The sequence below is a fragment of the Paenibacillus sp. Soil787 genome (genome assembly GCF_001429545.1).
Taxonomy (GTDB): domain Bacteria; phylum Bacillota; class Bacilli; order Paenibacillales; family NBRC-103111; genus Paenibacillus_E.
In genome coordinates this window covers 22431-41584 of the sequence record NZ_LMSP01000023.1, presented here as the reverse complement: position 1 = coordinate 41584, position 19154 = coordinate 22431, and the positions used below count along the sequence as shown (strand labels likewise).

Here is a 19154-nt window from a genome sequence, read left to right as displayed (position 1 = left end):
ATTCTGCGGGAGACCACAAAATGTATGCGAAAAATCATACATAATGAGCGGCACACACAANTGATTTGAGCCCTGATTCTGTATATGTATCCGAAAAATCATATACATTCTCTGCATGTGTCCGTGCACTTTAAAACTGTCCACAATTAATCGACAGCCCCTTTTTCACCGTTACAGTCGCGAGGGAATGTGGAATTGAATCTCTAACGATGTTTTGCATTCTTACAAACGAAAAGAAAGCAGTTTAGCGAGTGGTAGCAAAGAGAAGTTCGCTCCACCGCAGCAAGGTAGAAAAAGATGAAGGCAGCACAAAGTAGAACAAAAAGGGAATGGATATGGGGTGGAAAAGCGGCGCTTTGCGGTGTCCGTATTTGAAATCTTGTTATAACCGCTAAATAAATTTTAAAAAACACGATTTCAAGAAACGGTTGGAACCCCACATCCATCCCTCCCCCTGCTCAAAACGTATGGGTTAACACGAAAAAAGACCGTCAGGTTGCCCTGACGGTTTTTCTTACGGAAGATGTAAGCTCGGAAACCGACCGTTACAGCCGTCATACACAACTTCAACGCTGCTCTCGCTTACTTTAGGCTCTGAAATCGCGCTTATCACAAGTGTTGTAAAGGATACGAAAGAAAGCCAACTGTTACTAGTATTAGTCCAATAGCGGCAATCCGTCTAATTGTTTCTTGCTGCAAACAAGCCTAAGAACTCCTTCAGCGCAATCGTTGTGGTGGATAAACCGCTGGATGATGGAATGAATTTGCTGATACTAAGCCGCTGATTCTGCCCAGAAATATAGTCAGTTGGATAGGGGATTACGTCAATTTTGAGTTTTTGGAATTGCTTAACGGATCGGGCCATGTGGAAGGCAGATGTGATGAGAATTGGAGCTTTCCATCCCTTTTCTGTGAGAATAGCTTGGGTATTCACGGCATTTTCCTCGGTATTGCGACTCTTATCATCCATGTAAATGGAAGATTCGGGAACGCCAAGTGCGAGAAGATGCCTTTTGGCAATCCGAGATTCATTGCCCGTGTCAGGAAACACTTGACCGCCAGACAAAAGGATAGGCAGCTTTGTGCTTCGGTATAGCTCAGCGACTGTTAATACACGCGCAGCTGTGTTTCCTGTCAGATATCCTTCCCCTTTGGTAAGAGGGTCTGCATGATCTAAGGTGGCACCTCCAGTTAGTAGAACTAGCACGTCGCCGGACACTTGAACTGGTGGTGTGTACCTTTTTTCAATGGAATTTAGTAATGTATTACCGAAATAAGGCATGGAGGATACACCTAAAAGAAGTGCGGCTAGACCCACAAGCAGCGTGCCGAGGTACTCCTTTTTTTGCTTCAGCCATAAAGCTATAGCTAAGAGTAGAAGTATGATAATTCCTGGAGGGAATAGTATCGTGTAAGCGATTTTTATCAAATATATCATCAGGCGTCAAACCCTTTCTTGTGCGAGCTCAAGTATGATGTTTAGGGATTTTCGACAAATGTTGGTATTTTCCTGCAAATTTACAAGAGCTTCAAAGAGGAGAGATGAAAAAAAGCCCCGGCTTCGCGATTAGACGAAGCCGGGACTAGCAAAAATGATATTTGCATCAGAGACTGTCGATGAATTCACAACTGGTATTCATAACTCCAAAATACGATTTTAGAGACATTCAGCTTTCGTGAGGGCTGATGGGCTATCGTGGCTACCAATGTTGTATTTTATACAACAAGTAACACGCCAAAAGGCTATTTTGCAACTTGAAGTTGCATTTCGTACAACATTTTGAGCTCAATTGATGCGATATGGTCCATATTTGGCTAATTTGTTGTACATGATGCAACAATGAAGGAAGAGAGGCGAGATTTAGGCATAAATTGTTGCACTTTCTACAACATCATTCAACAGCGAATACGAATCATACATCTGAGCTAGCAACCTAAATTCTGCGCATTTGGCGATTGATAACGGTTTAAGACAAATCTATGTAGAGCAAGATTGGTCAAATGATTCAACGGTATCCATCAGCCAACTTAATTTGTAATTTCTTTGCCGCGAACCCACACATGTTCAAGCTCTAATTGAGGGCTGACAAGCAGCAAGTCAGCCTGCTTGCCCTGCGCAATCGAGCCGTGCGATGCCTCGAGGCGCAGCAGCCTCGCAGGGTTGCCGCTCGCGAAGCGGCTTGCGTCTTCGACGCTGACACCGACCTCGCGCACCATAAACCGGAGCGCCTCGATCATCGTCAGCGTGCTGCCGGCGAGCGCGCCGCTTTCCGTCAGCCGGGCTGCGCCCGACTGTACGGTCACGGCTTGCCCGCCCAGCTCATACTGCCCGTCGCCGAGTCCCGCGGCTGACATGGCGTCCGTGATCAGCAGCAAGCCATGCGGCTGCTTCGCCTTAGCCAGCAGGCGAATCGCTGCTGGGTGCACGTGGATCCCATCGGCGATCACTTCGCCGCTGATGCGTTCGTCGGTGAGTATCGCACCGACGGTTCCAGGCTCGCGATGATGCAGCGGCTTCATCGCGTTGTAGGTGTGCACCGCATGCGTAAGCCCTTCGCGAACCGCCGACTGAATGTCGGCATAGGTCGCGTCGGTGTGGCCGCAGGCGGCAACGATGCTATGATCGCGCAGCCACGCGATCATTTCGAGGCCCCCCTCGCGTTCGGGGGCCAGGGTTAACTGCTTCATGAGCTGCGGATAGCGCTCGTGCCAGTCTTCAATCCATGAGAGCTGAGGCGGTACCATGAGGTTCGGATCCTGCGCACCTGCCCATTTGGGTGAGATGAAAGGACCTTCCAGATGTACGCCGAGCAGCTGAGCGTAAGGCATCTCCTGGCTCTTATAGCGGTCTACTTCACCAAGCACCCGATCAATCGCCTCTCGAGTCGCTGTCATCGTCGTAGCCAGCATGGAGGTTGTGCCATGTAAGGCATGAAACCGTGTAATAATGTCAAGTGTCTCTGGATTCGAATCCATGAAATCGGCGCCGTATCCACCATGAACGTGAACATCGATGAATCCTGGCAGCAACCAACTCCCATGGGCATCGACTGACCTAGCGGCAGAACCGGCTGATGAAGGGTCCCACTTGGACATCTCGCCAACAAAAGCGATAGAGCCATCCTTTACATGAAGGATACCTTGCTCAATAATTCCATGCTCAGTAACGATCTTAGCCCCCGAAATCACAAGTTCACTCATTCAAAAAGCCTCCCCGCCTCAGCATCAAGAAGAACGACAAGGTGTGGGTGAGTTTGCAAAAGGGTTGCCGGAATTTCCGTTGTAATCGGACCGGTAAGTGCACGATGTACGATTTCGGCTTTATCGGCTCCACGAACGATCAACAGGATCGTTTTGGCTTTCAAAATGGTGCCTACTCCCATGGTTAAGGCGTGGGACGGAACTTCGTCGATGGAGGTAAAGTAACGTGCATTCGCTTCGCGTGTCTCCGCTTTTAATTCTACGCGGTGTGTACCGCTGATTAAGGAATGATCGGGCTCATTGAAACCAATATGCCCATTATGGCCTAGGCCGAGAATTTGCAAATCGATCTGCTTCGCTTCTTCTAAAAGTTGATTATAACGCTCGCATTCCGCTTCTAGATCCGCTGCATTTCCGTTTGGGATATGGGCTCTAGCAGCAGGTAAGTCGATATGTGCAAACAAATGCTGCTGCATATAAGCGTGATAGCTTTCTGGGTGATCTATTGGTAGACCGCAATATTCATCCAAATTAAAGGTAGTAACGGATTTAAAGCTAACCCGTCCTTTATCATAAGCTTTAACTAGCTCCTCATAAATGCCTACAGGCGTTCCGCCAGTGGCTAAGCCAAGTACCGCTTTAGGCAGCATTTGGACAAGCGAGGTAATAATGCCAGCTCCTGCTTCATTCAGCTCTTGTTGATTTTGAAAAATATGAAGGTTCATGATCGTCTTCCTCACTTTTCATAGATAAGTTATCAAATAGGGATGTTTGCAAGGGGTGAACCCTATTTCGATTAATTATGATTGAATTTTGCATAAAAGTATCATTTTCAAAACAAATTACTCTCATTTCAATCATAACTGAATTTTTTCTTATCGGCAACAGACTTTTTCCTTAATATGAACATTGACTTACTTGGGTATGTTTGCCATTCTTATCTAAGATCATTTTAATCATATTCGATAAATAAACGTAGAAGGAGCATGAGCATGAGTAATCAGAGAAAACAACCAGAAGCGATGCTTTTTGACTTGGATGGAACACTATTTCAGACGGAGACCTTACTTCTGCCTGCTTACCATAAGACGTTCGATGAGCTTCGAGCTAAAGGTCTTTTTACTGGGGAGACTCCACCGGAAGAACGAATCCTAGGGGCGCTAGGCATGCTTCTTGAGCACATCTGGGAACGGGTAATGCCGAATGAGCAGCTTGAAACTCGTCAGGAAGCAGACAAGCTGCTGATTAAGTATCAAGTGGAGGGACTGCAGCAGGGGCAAGGCGATCTTTATCAAGGAGTGGCTGAGACCTTACAAGTTTTACATAGTAAAGGAATTCGTTTATTTGTCGCAAGCAATGGACTAGAAGATTATGTGCGGCATGTGATTGAAGCCAAAGGTGTAGCTCATTTATTCGAAGGATTGTATAGTGCAGGGCAACATCGAACGAGATCCAAGGTGGATTTAGTAAAAATATTGCTGGAAACCCATCATATCCAATCCGCGTGGATGGTTGGCGATCGCTCCTCCGATGTGGAAGCAGGACTCCAGAATAACCTAACCGTAGCTGCTTGCGATTATGCAGGTTTTCGAGAGTCGGGTGAGCTAGAGGGTGCACATATACGAATCCGCAGCTTCGCCGAACTGCTTGAATATTTATAATTAAGGGTAGGCTGTCGCAAATATGGCTAGGTGGGCATACACTGTAGAACTTTGATAGATAAAGGGTGCTGATCAGAAATGCCTTCTTTTGTAGGAATATTCAACATTAATAGGAATGAAGGAAATCTGGTGAATGGCGATAATTTCGTGATTGCTCCGACAAGTGCAAGCAAAACGTATTCTGGCGCCGGCGGCGGAATAACGGGAGATTTCGGGGCAATCAATACGCTGGTTAGTGCAACGATCACATTTGACCCGGATGGCATAGAGGCTGGAGCGAATAAAGTCGCAACAGCGACATAGTTGGCAGTTAGACAATCATTCGTTAGATCGATTCAGGCTCATGTGATGTTGAGCAGATGAATCGATCTTTTTTTTGCAGAAGCCGTATTGACATCAGCCTGTTTAAGTTACTATTATGAATATATGAGTAAATGCTCATATATAAGGTGTCACTTAAAAATCAAATAGCGGCACAACACTCTAATGGGTTGAGACACAGGGAGGAAATTCTATGCATCATCATGAGTCTGAAGTACAGTCACACCAACATAAAGATCATTCTAAGTGCAGTGGTCACATGGATCACCAAGGACACGATCATGCACACCATGGACAACATCATGGACATCACCACCATGGTCACAGCGGAAATAAACAGGGACTCTTTATTGCGCTATGTATAACAGCGAGCATCATGATTTTAGAGTTTGTAGGTGGATTATGGACCAATAGTTTGGCTCTTCTCTCTGATTCAGGCCATATGTTAAGTGATGCTGGCTCTCTTGTATTAAGTCTTACCGCCCTTTGGTTCGCGGCCAAGCCATCCTCAGCTCATAAATCCTATGGTTTTCATAGAATTGAAATCTTAGCGGCTCTGTTCAACGCTATCACACTATTTGTAATAGCAGGGCTCATTATCTGGGAAGCAGTTGGGCGATTTATAGATCCTCCTGCTGTTGCCAGTGGTTCAATGATGCTCATTGCATGCGTCGGTTTAATAGCTAATTTACTTAGTGCTTGGGCACTTATGCGCAAAGGGGATGTGCATGGCAATCTTAACCTGCGCAGCGCTTATCTGCATATTCTAGGTGATGCTTTGGGCTCTGTGGGGGCTATCTTAGCCGGCGGGGCTATGCTGATCTTCGGTTGGTATGCGGCTGATCCAATCATTAGTATCCTTGTGTCTCTACTTATTCTTAAGGGAGCTTGGACCGTTCTGAAATCGACGATTCATATATTGATGGAGGGAACACCCGCAGCTGTTTCTTATGGGGATGTCAAACACGTATTGGAGAGCATTGATGGTGTTATCAATGTTCACGATTTACATATTTGGACGATTACTTCAGGCCTTGATTCTCTGAGCTGCCATTTGCTCATTGCGGATGATCGTAATAGTCAGGTAGTTCTCCAGCAAGCTATTCATCAAATCGAGGAACGATTTCAAATCACGCATGCGACTATTCAAATTGAAAACTCGACTAACGCCCATCCGGAACTAAAAGTATAGCTAAGCAAGCATTAAGGAGGGATAATCATGGAAAAAATAGGGATAGAAGCAATTAAAAGAGAGGACACATGTACTTGTACAGGTATTGGCTCGGTAGAACTCATGCAGGAACCTCAAATAACCGAGGAGCAAGCGGTAGGGATTGCGGAGGTATTCAAAGCCTTAGGCGACCCGACAAGGGTTAAAATGATCTATTACCTGCAGCAAAGGGAGTTATGCGTGCATGATCTTGCAACGCTTCTTGAGATGGGGCAGTCGGCTGTTTCACATCAGCTTCGCTACTTGCGGGATTTGCACATTGTCAAAAGACGTAAAGTGGGAAAAACGGTTTTTTATTCGCTAGATGATGAACATATTGAGCAAATTTTTGTTCAAACATTAGGACATCTTCAGCATATGTAGGCCGGAAGCTAGCTTTAGCCTTTAGCTGACGCTTCCGATTGCTTGCTTGCGTTATGATTCGGCTTTTCCTGTCTTCGGTTTATTCTTCTATTTTTATTTTCTTTTGTTTCATCATCCAGACAGCATATTCAAGTGGCCTTGTAACCGCCTTCTGATAAATCGAATGTTGACCAATTTTGCGAAAAACTTCGCGTGATGGCTTCGGATTGACTTCAAGCAGCCAAACATGACCTTTGGGATCCACGGCAATATCCATGCCTAACTCGCACAACTTACCGAATTTAGTTTCCAGATACTCAGCAAGCTTATACGCGAAGCTGTTCATCTCGTTTTTAATTGCATCCATTTTTTCTTCGGAAGAAAAACGATAGGCTAACAATTTATCCTGGGTTATGGCACTCCCGCCGCCATGAAGATTGGAAGTGATGCTGCGTTGAGGACCAATACGGCCAGCACAACCGGTCACTTCCCACTCGCCGCGGCCATTTTTCTGAATTAGCAAACGATAATCGTGTACGCGGCCATCTCTCAATGTTAGCTGGATTCCTTGCTGAACCACATAATCCGGGCTTAATTTCAGGGTATGCAGTTTGATGGCAAGCTGTTTTTCCGTAGCGCGGAATGGAGCGATGATGGTTCGCTGCTGATTCCTGCCTTGTAATAAATAAAGATCAGAACCGAGCTGTTCAATTCGTAATATTCCTCTTCCACCCGTACCATTCTTCGGTTTTACATAGATTAACTTGTGCTTCTTTAGAACCTTCAGCAGCTCCTGTACGGAGCTAAATCGTACAGTAGCTGGTAAATAGGGGCGAATGCTTTCATTCTCTGAAAGGGTTTGATGCATCGACCATTTATTAGCTAAAGGCCTGCTTAAAAAGGTTAGCTGGGCATGTCGATTACGAAATGCTTTGAGTATCTGATAATTTGCCGCCGCTTTATACCGGCAGCGATCATAAATAACAGGGGGAAAAGATGTTCGCTTGCGAATCCATTTCCCCGAACCGGAATCATACGTCAGCGTACGAACGGCGTTGTCACCTTCGACATCATCCGGGGTAAATACCTCAACTTGAACACCAAATTTCTTTCCTTCCCTACTTAGCCGCTGGAAGTAAGAAAGCTCTTCGAGCCGAGATTTACTTAAATAGATAGCGAGTACGCCCAGTCGTTTCGAAGACAAGCATAATCACCTTCTTCTCTCATGATTGATCAAGTAAAGGCTGTAACGGATAATGCGTTCAAGAGATTTTTGACGAATTTTGGGTTCATCGAATTTCATTGGTTTAGAATTAGCTTCGAAGAACCAGATGTGTCCAGCGGTATCGACACCAATATCCATCGACATTTCGCCAAGTTGATTACCGGATGACTTCTCAATTTGCGCAGCGAGTGTAACAACGGCTTTACGAACTCGCTTCAAAATATTTGTGGCTTCTGCGGCACCAAACGCATTCGTAAGCAATTTGCGTGGCTCGTCGATGGATCCGCCGCGAGGCACATGTGTCGTGATGCTAGCTCTACCCGCTACACGAGCTCCAATACCGGATACACTCCAGTTTCCTTTGGACGTCTTCTGGACCAAAGCGCGTAAATCGTAAGCGCGGTCTTTGTATCTTGCTAATGCGATACCTTGCTGCACGATGTAGTCATGAGTCCCCCGGTGTTTATTCCATTCATTCCATAGTTCATCCGTGGAATTGTGGTAACTATAAGCCATCTTCTTATCTTCTTGGCGGCTCAGCCGATAAGTACGGCGGCCATTTACAGTCGTTAATCGATCAATGCGCATAATGCCTCTCCCAGCTTTACCTTTTACTGGTTTTAAGTAGAGAACGGCATGTTTACGCAATAGCTGAGTCAAATCAATTGCAGAATTCAATTGCTGCGTATCGGGTATATAAGGTTTGCTTTCTTTAGCACTATTTAACCAACCGAACAAGGTCCACTTGTTAAAGAAGGAAGGATTGAATAATTGAATGCTAGAGCTGCGATTGCATGCTTGAATGGTTTGCTGCACCTCAGGCTTCATTTCCATCTTGCGATAGGGAATACGATTGTATACGACTTGTGGAGCGGGAACGAGTTCCCTGCTCCATTTTTTGGTTTCGACATTAAACCGATAGCCATATATTTCGGGGCTGGATAAGGTAAAGTCCTTCGTAGTCACGATGTAAACATCAACACCAAGTCGTTCGCCAGTTTGAATTAAATCCTTGAAATTGTCCAGATTGCCGCGAAAGATACGATTACTATCCTTTACCGTGAGAATGGCAAGTGTAGGCTGTTGTCGTATCTCATGAAGGAAGAAGCCCATTAATTTTCCCTCCTAGAGCGGAAGCGACTCAAATAGAGGCAGTGCTCATATATATTTTGTAAGGTGGCAGTGTCTCCTTCTTTCAACGAGGGGTGTTTGAAGATGGATCTTCCGGGTTTAGCATTAGCTTCGAACATCCAAATTTTCTCGCTCTGATCAATACCTATATCGAAACCAAGCTCACCAAGCAAATGGTTATAGTTATTCTCGATGCCCTCGGCAAGCTTAATGGCTGTCTCCTTGGCATTAGCGAGTATCTGCTCTGCACGAGTCCCATAAATTTGACGAAGCACCTGTTCGGGTGTCATCAATTGACCGCCATTACGGATATGGGTTGTGACGCTGCCTTTCCCAGATTTCTTCGCGCCAATCGCTGCTACGACCCAATTGTTATTACCGTTCTTCGTTAAATGGAAGCGGAAATCAATAGGACAGCTGTCAATTTCAATGAGACGAATCCCTTGCTGTGCGACATAATTCGTGAGACGGCCGCGTCCAGTTCCAAGCATTTGCATTAAACCTTCGAATTTTCCGTAACGGATGAGAACATTTTGACCGCCCTTGCGGTACCGAACAAAGTAACCTCGCTTAGGATTATACGTTACGCGGAAAATACCGATACCTAGGCTCCCTGCCGTGGGCTTCAAGTAAATGAATTTATGATTATCAAGCATTTCCTTGATTTGATCAGCAGACGGATTGATCCGGGATTCTGGAACGAAGCGGAAAGCATCATCGCCATCTAACATCTTGTAAACGTCCCATTTATCAAAAAAGCTCCAGTTAAAGAGGGGAATCCCTCTGCGTACAAATCGGTCCTTAAAGCCCTCAATACCTGCGGATTTCTCTGCTTTACGGCTGGACAGACGATTATAGACGACATCAGGCAAAGGGAATGTTTTGCGAGTCCAGCCTCCATCTTCTTTTGGGATAATCCCAGTAACGGTTTCTTGGATCCAGTTCACACTACTTGGGCTAAAAGCAAAAATAAAGGACTTATTAGAGCCTGTATTCATAATTTGACGAATGAATCCAGTTTTTGTACCGAAGGGAGACGAACCGTTAGTCACATTGGTTAAGATACCAATAAGCGGACCGATGCGAAGTTCTTTATTATTGTTATTGGCGACTAATACACTCCCTGTTCGAGGAATGCGTAAAGAGGCCATCAGGGAAAGCGGTATATACATATGCTGACCACTCTTCTTGATCAGACGAATCGGTAGGGTTGAGCTTTTGCTGCCGACCTTTACAGTAATCGATTTATTGCCGGTTAACCGTAAAGCTTTGACGAGTTCACTTGTTAAGTAGACCGATTTATCCGTTCGTTGTACGGCGTGGAGCATACACGTTGTCAAACTCATTAGGTTACCCTCCTAAACTTGTTGCCCTACGGGGCTTTCCGTGTCAAAGCAGGCAGACATAACCTTCTGCCTGCTCGGGCACTTCACAAAAAGCCAAGCTAGCTCAGCTTTTTGTGAAGCAAAAATCCAGCATAATGGATAGGGTTTGCGATGGATTTTGTGCGTGCTTTTTCGTTATGTGTTCGCGCAAAAATCGATCTTCCCGGCTTCGAATTCACTTCAAGAATCCACACGCGACCATAGATATCAATCCCTAGATCAATGCCGAGCTCAGCCAGTCGCCCGTGATGAGCTTCCAGAAAAGGGGGGATCCGGCTTGAAAGCATGGCGAGTGTGGCAATAAGCTCATTTGCCTTGGAGTCACCAAACTCCTTGGTAAGGAACGAGGACACATCTTCAGCAGTACCTCCGCCATGTAGATTTGAGGTGATGCTTCCAGGTTTGCCAATACGTACGGCCATGCCGGTACTTTCCCATAACCCCCGGCCGTTTTTTTGCACGAGGGAGCGTACATCGTAAGCCATTCCCTCTGTTGAATGGAGAGTTAGGTATTCTTGTATTAGATAGGGTCGCATACCAATCAGGTTGCGAAGCCAAAACCAGCACGAATCAAAGTTTTTAAAATCACGCTCTATGGGTTGATTGTGAGCATCGCGCCCTTTTATATGATAAGAGCTGATACCGTCTGTTGATCTTATCTTGTGAATGTGCAATGCCCCTCTGCCTTGACTGCCGCCCTGTGGTTTGAGAAAGACGTCGCTCCTTGTACGAAACCACTTTCTTAGCTCGATGCCGTTTGTCAGCAAGCACGTTTCAGGCAAATAGAGGTGCAGCGTATTGTCTTTTTGCAGGATTTGATCCACTTCCCACTTCCCGCTCAAGCCATAACCGAGAAAGCGAATATGTGGCGTCTCACGAAGCTTGCTCACATGATAACGGTATTGTTGATAGCTCTCTTTGTTATTAAAGAAACACCGATCATAGATGATCGAGGGAAGAGGAAAGAGCTTCATCACCCATTCTTGTCTTTCACTTAAATAGGTGTACCCCCGCACCAGCTCTTGCTTCCAATCGATTCGATTCGGTGAGAAAACGAACACGTCAAGACCCTTGGTGGCACCATGATAAGTGAGATGCTCATAAAAGTCTGAACTTCCAAAGGGCAGCTTTCGATTCAATTCCGTAACCATAATCCCTAACAAGGGACGATGTGATCTTTGCCGCATGCTTTCACCTCAGAACTTCGCTAAATAACGCGAATATTGCACAATTTGTTTCACAGATGGCCTAATTTTTCGTTCATTGTTAAGTGGGGTATTGTCATCCTTAGATGGTTTGGAGTTCACCTCGAGCAACCAAACCTTTCCCATTTTATCTACAGCAAGATCGATCCCTAGCTCTCCAAAATGATTAGGTATATTCGTTTCAATCCCTTTGGCAATATCCAGAGAAGCCTTGCGCAAACGTCCAATGACAGAGACACGAAGTGCTGACGAAAAAGTTGATTTTGCCAGTGCTTCGGCTACGGTGGTTAGACTTCCGCCTCGTGCCAGGTTAGAGACAAAATGCTGCGTTCCTGCAATACGGGCAACAATCGATGTTATAGCCCATTCTCCCTGAGCCCCTCTCTGCACAAGTGCTCGGAAATCAACAGGATTGCCGTCTGCAGTGATGAGATCAAGTCCTTGTTGTAACTGATAACGTTGTGTCTTAAGCTTGCCTGATAAAGATTGAAAAACAGCGGTTAACGAGGCGAAGGACTGTTTGCGAACTCCGGCGAGACTCGTGTAATGACAGGTGTAAGCTTCCCCCGGCTCTTTACGAATGCGAATAATACCTTTACCTAGACTTCCGGTAATCGGTTTGAGGAAGAGAACAGTATGGCGGGCAGCCATGGTTTTCAACATCTGATAGTTTTTGAAGAGGTAGGATTCGGGTAAATAGCCATGGAGGCTGTTATTTTTGCGCAAGGCTTCGAAAACTTCCGTTTTGTCCAAATATTTCTCATTGAAGATGTCAGTGGCAAAGCGTGCTTTGGCATCATTCATGAATTGTTGAACATTCTTCATGTTCTCGAATTTGCGCGAGGTGAGCCGGTTATAGATGACATTGGGGATCGGAAACGTTTTTTTGCTCCAGGCACCATTGGAATACGAATACGCAGATAGTGTTTGGGCATTGGCATGCATTTCATCAGGTGGAAAAAAGCATACAATAGCCCCAAAAAGGTCACAGGCGTCCGTCATTTCTTTACAAAAAGCGGTGATAGCACCGAAAGGACGATCAGTTGAGCCAGCATAAACCCGGCTAATCATGACGCCAATCAAGGGTCCAATCGACAAGGTGCTTGTGTTTTGCTTATAATGGAGATTGAGCTGAGCTCCATGATGAAGACCGATTTTGTTTGCGATAGCAGGGTTTATACGTAAACTGTTCGACGTTGAGGCTGTAACAATTTTGACATCCTGCTTGGCAGAGCCAAATCGCATAGTAATCGTTTGATTAGACGGAACTTTCCATTTTCTTGCAATGGCTTCACTTAGAACAACGGTCCGATCATCCAAATAGATGCTGGTGCCTTGAATGGATATTCCAACTTTCGTCCGGGTCAATAGCGAACACTCCTTCCAGCATCAAAAATGGCATTGTTTGCTTAAGCAAAGTAAACTACTCCATCATATGAGGACATATTTCCCTTGGTGCCTAGGCATCTGTCCGAAAGTGCCCTTTTATTCATTGAGGAAGTACATAGGACATAACAAACTAAAAACGAGGAGGAAATAAAATGAATGTACATGATAAGGCTTACGAATTGGCAAAAGCAATTAAAGAAAGCAACGAATACAAGGATATGAAGGAGTTTCGATCCATCATTGACGGCGATGCATCCAGTAAAAACTTGTTGGAAGATTTCCGCAACCGTCAGAATGAGCTGCAGCAGAAAATGGCAGGGGGCGACATGCCGCCGCAAGAGGAAATGGAGCAATTGCAGAAACGATATGAGGAGCTCGCCCGCAATCCGCGTATTAATCAATTATTCGACGCGGAGCGCCGATTGTCGATCGTACTTGAAGATGTGCAGCGGATTATTGCTGAACCGTTAAAAGCAATGTTGGAATAAAAAGAGTGTATCCCTTGCAGAAGTCTAGCCGTCTAGAATTCTACTCCTGGGATACACTCTTTTTTTTAGCAGCTAAGAAAGTATAAGTTTTATACTTTTGCTTCGCATCTACCTTGACAAACGCGCTCGTCCCTGAAGGACGACGGAGTCGTTATCCTTGGCAAACAATCGAAGAGGAGCGAAGAAGAGGGATACCTGTTTACTAGGCTCGCTGTTGCGAAATATCTCGAAACTGTCTATAGTAAAAAGGGTATTTATTAAGAAAAGAGGACTTGAAACCGTTATGGCAAAAGCAAAAATCACGGAGCTCGATATCGTTAGAGCCTTCGCCATCCTTGCAGTCGTTATGATTCATGTTACCGCAGACTGGACAGTGGATCCGGCATTGAAGGGGAGCAGATCAGAGTTAGTTATTTTATTTTTGAACAAAATAAGTTATTTTGCCGTTCCGCTGTTTATTTTTTTGAGTGGCATTGTATTGTTCTACATTTATACAGATAATTGGAGCGGGAAACAGGCTGGCATTTTCTACTGGAAACGTGTCCGCCAAGTGTTAGTTCCTTATATCGTTTGGTCCTTCTTCTACTATATATTTAATCCTTGGCTCTGGACGCCGGGGCACCCTATTAAGTTTGATCTACGTGTTTTTCTGGAACAGTTAAAATGGGCAGATTCCGGCTATCATTTGTATTTCATGATTATTATCGTACAGTTCTACTTGCTGTTTCCGCTGCTAGTTTGGGTTGTTCGAAATGCTCCATGGTTTCGCCGAATGCTGGCACTTTGGGGACTAGCCATTCAAGCAGGCGTTTACATTTACACCCACTGGTTCGGTACAATTAGTCATAAACCAGAGCTTTGCATAACGTACTTCGGGTATTTCCTCGTGGGCGGTGCAATTGGCATGAACTATGGTGCCTTTCGTTCTTGGATGGATCGGAACAAAGGGTGGGTGCTGCCGGCTGCAATCCTCAGTGGTTTGGCCTATGTGATGCTTTACCTATTAGGACTAAAAGGATATAAGTTTGAAAATACGTGGTTCGAAATTTTATGGCTGCTCTATAGCATTGGCATTGGTGTAAGCTTTATCTGGATCGCGAAATGGCTTCTCCAAAAATCCACCAGAATGGCACGCTTCTTCGTCTCGCTAGGATCGGTATCATTTGGTGTCTACTTGATGCATCCAGCGTTGTTATCTCTATGGAAATATAAAGTAAATATGCCTGGCTCGATTTTGCTTTTTAACGTGTATAATGGCATTGTGTTTGTGCTGATTGTTGCGATACCGTGGATACTTACGCTGCTATATAGGAAAGTAAGAAAATTGTTATCGATACGATAGAGATGAGGACCCAGGTGGTTGGGTCTTTAACGAGAAGAAGTGACTACGGTTGTGATAATCCTGCAATTATACATGCTTTTTTTCTATGAATAGCTGTTGTTCGTTAATTCCTGCAATCGTGCAGGCTTTTTCGGTCTTTTTTAATTTCAGGAATGGAAAGGCTGAAAATTCCTGCATAATAGCAGGCTTTTCCTCTTTTCAACCGATTTTAGTAAAAATGCCTGCACTTTCGCAGTTATTGGGCCTTGAGTGAATAATCGTTCTCCTCGACACTCTTTTTGTCGACCATATGGGTGGAGACTTTCTTAATATATTCTACATATAAAAGAAAGGTTGTTGAAGGATGAACGAAATCATTTCTTTATTGCAAAATCATCGCTCCATTCGTAAGTTTACGAATGAGCCAGTAAGCTCGGAACAGCTGGATGCTATTCTGGCAGCCGCTCAGGCGTCATCTACATCCAGCAATATGCAAGCATACAGCGTTATCCACGTTACGGATGACGGGTTGAAGAACCAGCTTGCCGCGCTAGCCGGCAATCAAGCTTACGTCAGCGAGTGTCCGCTGTTCCTTGTGTGGTGCGCGGATTTGCACCGCTACGCGCAGGCTGTCCACCGTCACGGGGACACCCCGGTTACTGGCAACGCTGAGAATTTCATCGTTGCCACGGTAGATGCTGCATTAGCTGCGCAAAATGCAGCCATCGCCGCCGAGTCGCTCGGACTCGGTGTGGTGTATATTGGCGGGCTGCGCAATAAGCCCGCTGAAGTGTCCCAGCTGCTGGGCTTGCCGCAGCTGGTGTATCCAGTCTTCGGCATGTGCATCGGCATGCCGGATCAAGAGCCGCTACTGCGCCCGCGGCTCCCGCGAGAAGCCGTATACCATGAGAATCGGTATACGGATAACGAAGGAGCGGTCGACGTGTACGACGAGAGCATCCGCGACTATATGAAAGTTCGATCGGGCGGCAAGGTTGATACGACCTGGTCCAAGGATATGGCCGCTAAAGCGCAGCGGCCGCGAGAGCACATGAAACCATTCCTAAGCACCCAGGGTTTCGAGATGGAGTAAGCGAGACCGTCGATTCATTCGACCAATCTTGCTCTTCATGAATCAATCGACAGTCTCTAAGTTTTAAACTTTCGCTTCGAACATATATAAAGAACTTGTCTCATACAATGGAAATAGGTGGAGATAGGTTCTTTTTTATCTAAAGCGAAAGGAGTGATCATTTTGAAAGGCTTTAAAAATGTCGTTTACATGAGCTTAGCGTTAGGCATGCTATTTTACTCCATTCCGCAATTGGAGTTTCGAGATGTAGGGTCGCTGCCTATGGTGTTTAGTATCATCTGGGTCGTGATGGCTCTGCTAGTGACAGCTGCTCATTTGCATCAAATACTTGGGGTAGATGAAGAGAAACGCAAAGAGATGAACCGCATCAATCGGATGAAAAAATGGCAGTTGGAGCAGCTTGTTCAAGGCCGCCGGAAACTTCTGCAGTTTCGTAAATAGCTAAGAAGAAGAGATTTCCATTTTGACAACGAACGTATGTTTGCTATAATACAAATAAAGCATCCAATCCAATAGGGTTGGATTTTTTGTATAGGAAAAGCTGATCTCATTGTTCTTGCGCTTTGGAACGATTATACTAGTAGTACAGAGTAATACAGGAACAAGCGAATGAGGTGTAACAGTTGGATACACAATCCGTGGATACGTTAACGAAGCATGAACAAATTTTGCGTTACATTGAAAGCTTGAAGCTTGGAAGCCGGATCTCCGTTCGCAAAATTGCCAAGAACATGGAAGTCAGTGAAGGTACAGCTTACCGGGCGATTAAAGAGGCCGAGAATCAAGGTCTGGTCTCGACCAAAGAGCGAATCGGAACCGTAAGAGTCGAGAAAAAACTGCGGCAGAACATTGATAAGCTCACATTTGCTGAAGTCGTAAACATGGTCGATGGGCAAGTGCTTGGCGGCTCGCGTGGTCTCCATAAGACGCTGCACAAGTTCGTTATCGGCGCGATGGAACAAGATGCCATGATGCGTTACATTGAGGCAGGCAGCCTACTTATCGTTGGTAACCGTAACCGTGCCCATATCTGTGCTTTGGAACAAGGCGCAGGTGTGCTCATTACGGGGGGATTTAACACCAGTACAGAGGTGAAAGTCCTTGCAGATGAACTGGAGCTACCGATTATTTCGAGCAGCTACGATACATTTACAGTTGCCTCTATGATTAATAGAGCCATATACGATCGTTTGATCAAGAAGAAGATTATGCTTGTAGAGGACATCCTTGCGTCAGGTGCTTCGCTATATGCCCTTAAGGCAAATAGTACACTGAAGGACTGGCAGCGCATGTCAGAGGATACTGGGTACAGCCGTTTTCCTGTCGTAGACGAATGGAACCGAATTATCGGTGTTGTGACCTCTAAGGATATGGTAGGGGCTAATTCGCTGCAAACGGTAGATAAGTTAATGACGCGCAGCCCGCTTACTGTAACGCCCCAAACTTCGGTAGCATCTGCGGCTCACATGATGGTGTGGGAAGGCATTGAACTGCTGCCCGTCGTGGATACAAACCGCAAAATCCTTGGCGTGCTTAATCGCAGCGATGTGCTGAAAGCCATGCAGTATATTCAGAAGCAGCCGCAGAATGGCGAGACGTTCGAGGATTTAATCTGGTCCGGACTTGAAGAAGTCAGGGATGAGAAGGGGACACTGCAGTTTCATGGCGTTATTACCCCGCAGATGACGAATCATTTGGGGACGGTATCGGAAGGTGTTCTTACAACACTAATGACCCAAGCGGCCTATCGCATCGTGCAGGAGCATAAGAAGGGGGATCTCGTCATGGATAACATGTCGACCTATTTCTTAAAACCGCTGCAAATTGACTCCAAAATAGAAATACGACCCACCATTATTGAGGTGAGCCGTAAGTTTGGCAAAATTGATGTAGAAATTTATCATGCTGGGACTTTGGTTTCCAAAGCGATGCTAACCGCTCAAGTCATTTAACGCAGCATGCGGTCGAAGTGCCCGTGATTACGAATGCCGGCGAATAAGTTGAAGAGGCCTAGCAAGACCAGCACGGTGCCGAAGATGCGGCGAAAGCTGGATTCACTAAAGAAGAAGATTTGGGTGATGGCAATCAGAACGAGCATCAAACCCATGCAAATATTCATGCGTGCCGAGTAGAGACCGCGTTTGGCGGGTTCCTTTTCTCGGCGTGCCTGAAAGCTGAAATACACGGATAAGGCAAGCAGCAGGCAAATAAGAGAGAATAAAGTGATTTGAATCGCGAGCATGTGATTAATCCGTCCTTTTAAGTAAGTTTACTTTTAACTTTAGCGATTATAGGAGAAGATTGCAATCACATCGCGCTTAAATCTTGCCGAATCCTCATGTTCGTTTTTCCTGGGCTGTAATCCATACCGTCAATTCAGTCTGAATTAACACGATCGATTTAACTTCAACGATATATTTTTTATCATGCAAAATGTAGGTCTTTTGGGTGATCAATTTCTCATAGAGAGGCTGGGCATCTTTTACGTAAGTAGCTTTTTGACCGATGACGAGCTTGAGCTCGCTTTTAATATCGCTCTCAATTTCCTTCTGAATATCTTCACTTATGATTTCTTCCTGATTTTTTGAAACTAAATGTACGTTGACGACATTAATTAAGGATTGCTTATTTTTTGTTTTGTTTAAGTTGTCGATATCGGCACGCAAGTCACGATTTTCTTGCAAATATTTATGCATCTCCACATATAGCTGCGTGTAGTTATACTGATGAATGCTCATATAGATTGCGCTCCCAATGATGGCTCCCGAAAGCATCAGTCCTAAGCTCGAAAGCAGACGTTGATATCGGGCAAAAGGAGGGATCCTCAAGGCTGATTGCCCCCTTTGCAGATCATTTGAATGAGTGAAGTGCCCATCTGAGCGCCAATAAAGGCAACAATGATCAGAACAATTTGCTTTATAGCGGGATTCAAATGCCCTATAGCTACATGGCTTTCAATATAGCGTATTGGATCAATCGTGCCGCCAACAGCAGCTACCATGGCCCAGATTTTAATGTTTTCTGCAATGGTCATCATTTTTTCTGTAGGTGATTGAAGCGTGAGCACGGCTGCTATTCCACTTAACATGCTGCCTCCAAATACGACCCCGAATGCAATACAGAAATACACGATAATATTTGCCCAAAAGACATACATGTCC

20 protein-coding genes are annotated in these 19154 nt (G+C 45.3%); 9 read left to right on the top strand and 11 right to left on the bottom strand.

Annotated elements, in window-relative coordinates; translation table 11 throughout:
- Positions 1 to 679: 679 nt before the first annotated feature.
- The 3 genes from ASG93_RS19735 to nagB form a co-directional block, all read right to left on the bottom strand.
- Positions 680 to 1438, bottom strand: coding sequence for a YdcF family protein (locus ASG93_RS19735; RefSeq protein ID WP_056834458.1), 759 nt, complete (start codon positions 1436 to 1438; stop codon positions 680 to 682).
- Positions 1439 to 2028: 590 nt separating this feature from the next.
- The gene (nagA, locus tag ASG93_RS19730; protein WP_056834456.1) at positions 2029 to 3201 is read right to left on the bottom strand and encodes an N-acetylglucosamine-6-phosphate deacetylase; all 1173 of its coding nucleotides are present in this window, start codon (positions 3199 to 3201) and stop codon (positions 2029 to 2031) included.
- Positions 3198 to 3926, bottom strand: coding sequence for a glucosamine-6-phosphate deaminase (gene nagB, locus ASG93_RS19725; RefSeq protein ID WP_056834454.1), 729 nt, complete (start codon positions 3924 to 3926; stop codon positions 3198 to 3200). Before nagB ends, nagA begins: the two co-directional genes overlap by 4 nt.
- Positions 3927 to 4193: 267 nt before the next feature.
- Between nagB and ASG93_RS19720 the strand changes: the two genes are divergently transcribed.
- From ASG93_RS19720 to ASG93_RS19705, 4 genes are all read left to right on the top strand, one after another.
- Positions 4194 to 4862, top strand: a complete 669-nt coding sequence (locus tag ASG93_RS19720) for an HAD family hydrolase (RefSeq protein WP_056834452.1) — start codon at positions 4194 to 4196, stop codon at positions 4860 to 4862.
- A gap of 78 nt (positions 4863 to 4940) precedes the next feature.
- Entirely contained in the window at positions 4941 to 5165 is a 225-nt protein-coding gene (locus tag ASG93_RS19715) for a spore germination protein (protein ID WP_056834450.1), read from the top strand.
- A gap of 277 nt (positions 5166 to 5442) precedes the next feature.
- A complete protein-coding gene (locus ASG93_RS19710; RefSeq protein ID WP_056835097.1) occupies positions 5443 to 6375 on the top strand; it encodes a cation diffusion facilitator family transporter in 933 nt (310 codons plus the stop codon).
- A 27-nt stretch (positions 6376 to 6402) separates the two neighbouring features.
- Positions 6403 to 6777, top strand: a complete 375-nt coding sequence (locus ASG93_RS19705; RefSeq protein WP_056834447.1) for an ArsR/SmtB family transcription factor — start codon at positions 6403 to 6405, stop codon at positions 6775 to 6777.
- 79 nt (positions 6778 to 6856) lie between these two features.
- On the opposite strand, the gene ASG93_RS19700 is transcribed toward ASG93_RS19705, so the two are convergent.
- The 5 genes from ASG93_RS19700 to ASG93_RS19680 all read right to left on the bottom strand — a co-directional run bounded on the left by ASG93_RS19700 (position 6857) and on the right by ASG93_RS19680 (position 13070).
- Positions 6857 to 7960, bottom strand: coding sequence for a YheC/YheD family protein (locus tag ASG93_RS19700; RefSeq protein WP_056834445.1), 1104 nt, complete (start codon positions 7958 to 7960; stop codon positions 6857 to 6859).
- A 6-nt stretch (positions 7961 to 7966) separates the two neighbouring features.
- Positions 7967 to 9094, bottom strand: coding sequence for a YheC/YheD family protein (locus tag ASG93_RS19695; protein WP_056834443.1), 1128 nt, complete (start codon positions 9092 to 9094; stop codon positions 7967 to 7969).
- Positions 9094 to 10458, bottom strand: a complete 1365-nt coding sequence (locus ASG93_RS19690; RefSeq protein ID WP_056834441.1) for a YheC/YheD family protein — start codon at positions 10456 to 10458, stop codon at positions 9094 to 9096. Before ASG93_RS19690 ends, ASG93_RS19695 begins: the two co-directional genes overlap by 1 nt.
- Before the next feature lie 98 nt (positions 10459 to 10556).
- Positions 10557 to 11684: a YheC/YheD family protein gene (locus ASG93_RS19685; RefSeq protein WP_063891915.1), complete on the bottom strand. Its 1128-nt coding sequence runs from the start codon at positions 11682 to 11684 to the stop codon at positions 10557 to 10559.
- Between the two features lie 9 nt (positions 11685 to 11693).
- Positions 11694 to 13070: a YheC/YheD family protein gene (locus tag ASG93_RS19680; RefSeq protein WP_056834439.1), complete on the bottom strand. Its 1377-nt coding sequence runs from the start codon at positions 13068 to 13070 to the stop codon at positions 11694 to 11696.
- 173 nt (positions 13071 to 13243) lie between these two features.
- Here ASG93_RS19680 and ASG93_RS19675 point away from each other — a divergent pair, with 173 nt between their 5' ends.
- The 5 genes from ASG93_RS19675 to ASG93_RS19655 all read left to right on the top strand — a co-directional run bounded on the left by ASG93_RS19675 (position 13244) and on the right by ASG93_RS19655 (position 17945).
- Complete coding sequence (locus tag ASG93_RS19675) at positions 13244 to 13579, top strand: YlbF family regulator (RefSeq protein WP_056834437.1); 336 nt, start codon at positions 13244 to 13246, stop codon at positions 13577 to 13579.
- A 283-nt stretch (positions 13580 to 13862) separates the two neighbouring features.
- Positions 13863 to 14921, top strand: a complete 1059-nt coding sequence (locus tag ASG93_RS19670; protein WP_056834435.1) for an acyltransferase — start codon at positions 13863 to 13865, stop codon at positions 14919 to 14921.
- A 343-nt stretch (positions 14922 to 15264) separates the two neighbouring features.
- Positions 15265 to 15993, top strand: a complete 729-nt coding sequence (gene nfsA, locus ASG93_RS19665) for an oxygen-insensitive NADPH nitroreductase (RefSeq protein WP_056834433.1) — start codon at positions 15265 to 15267, stop codon at positions 15991 to 15993.
- A 153-nt stretch (positions 15994 to 16146) separates the two neighbouring features.
- A complete protein-coding gene (locus ASG93_RS19660; protein WP_235550908.1) occupies positions 16147 to 16434 on the top strand; it encodes a hypothetical protein in 288 nt (95 codons plus the stop codon).
- Between the two features lie 182 nt (positions 16435 to 16616).
- On the top strand, positions 16617 to 17945 hold the full coding sequence (locus ASG93_RS19655) for a DRTGG domain-containing protein (protein WP_056834429.1): 1329 nt from the start codon (positions 16617 to 16619) through the stop codon (positions 17943 to 17945).
- Here the strand turns inward: ASG93_RS19655 and ASG93_RS19650 are convergent.
- The 3 genes from ASG93_RS19650 to ASG93_RS19640 all read right to left on the bottom strand — a co-directional run bounded on the left by ASG93_RS19650 (position 17942) and on the right by ASG93_RS19640 (position 19150).
- The gene (locus ASG93_RS19650; RefSeq protein WP_056834426.1) at positions 17942 to 18235 is read right to left on the bottom strand and encodes a YtpI family protein; all 294 of its coding nucleotides are present in this window, start codon (positions 18233 to 18235) and stop codon (positions 17942 to 17944) included. The genes ASG93_RS19655 and ASG93_RS19650 overlap by 4 nt on opposite strands.
- Before the next feature lie 94 nt (positions 18236 to 18329).
- Positions 18330 to 18821, bottom strand: a complete 492-nt coding sequence (locus ASG93_RS19645) for a hypothetical protein (protein WP_056834424.1) — start codon at positions 18819 to 18821, stop codon at positions 18330 to 18332.
- The gene (locus ASG93_RS19640) at positions 18818 to 19150 is read right to left on the bottom strand and encodes a YtrH family sporulation protein (RefSeq protein ID WP_029197083.1); all 333 of its coding nucleotides are present in this window, start codon (positions 19148 to 19150) and stop codon (positions 18818 to 18820) included. The genes ASG93_RS19645 and ASG93_RS19640 overlap by 4 nt, the downstream gene beginning before the upstream one ends.
- Positions 19151 to 19154 lie beyond the last annotated feature (4 nt).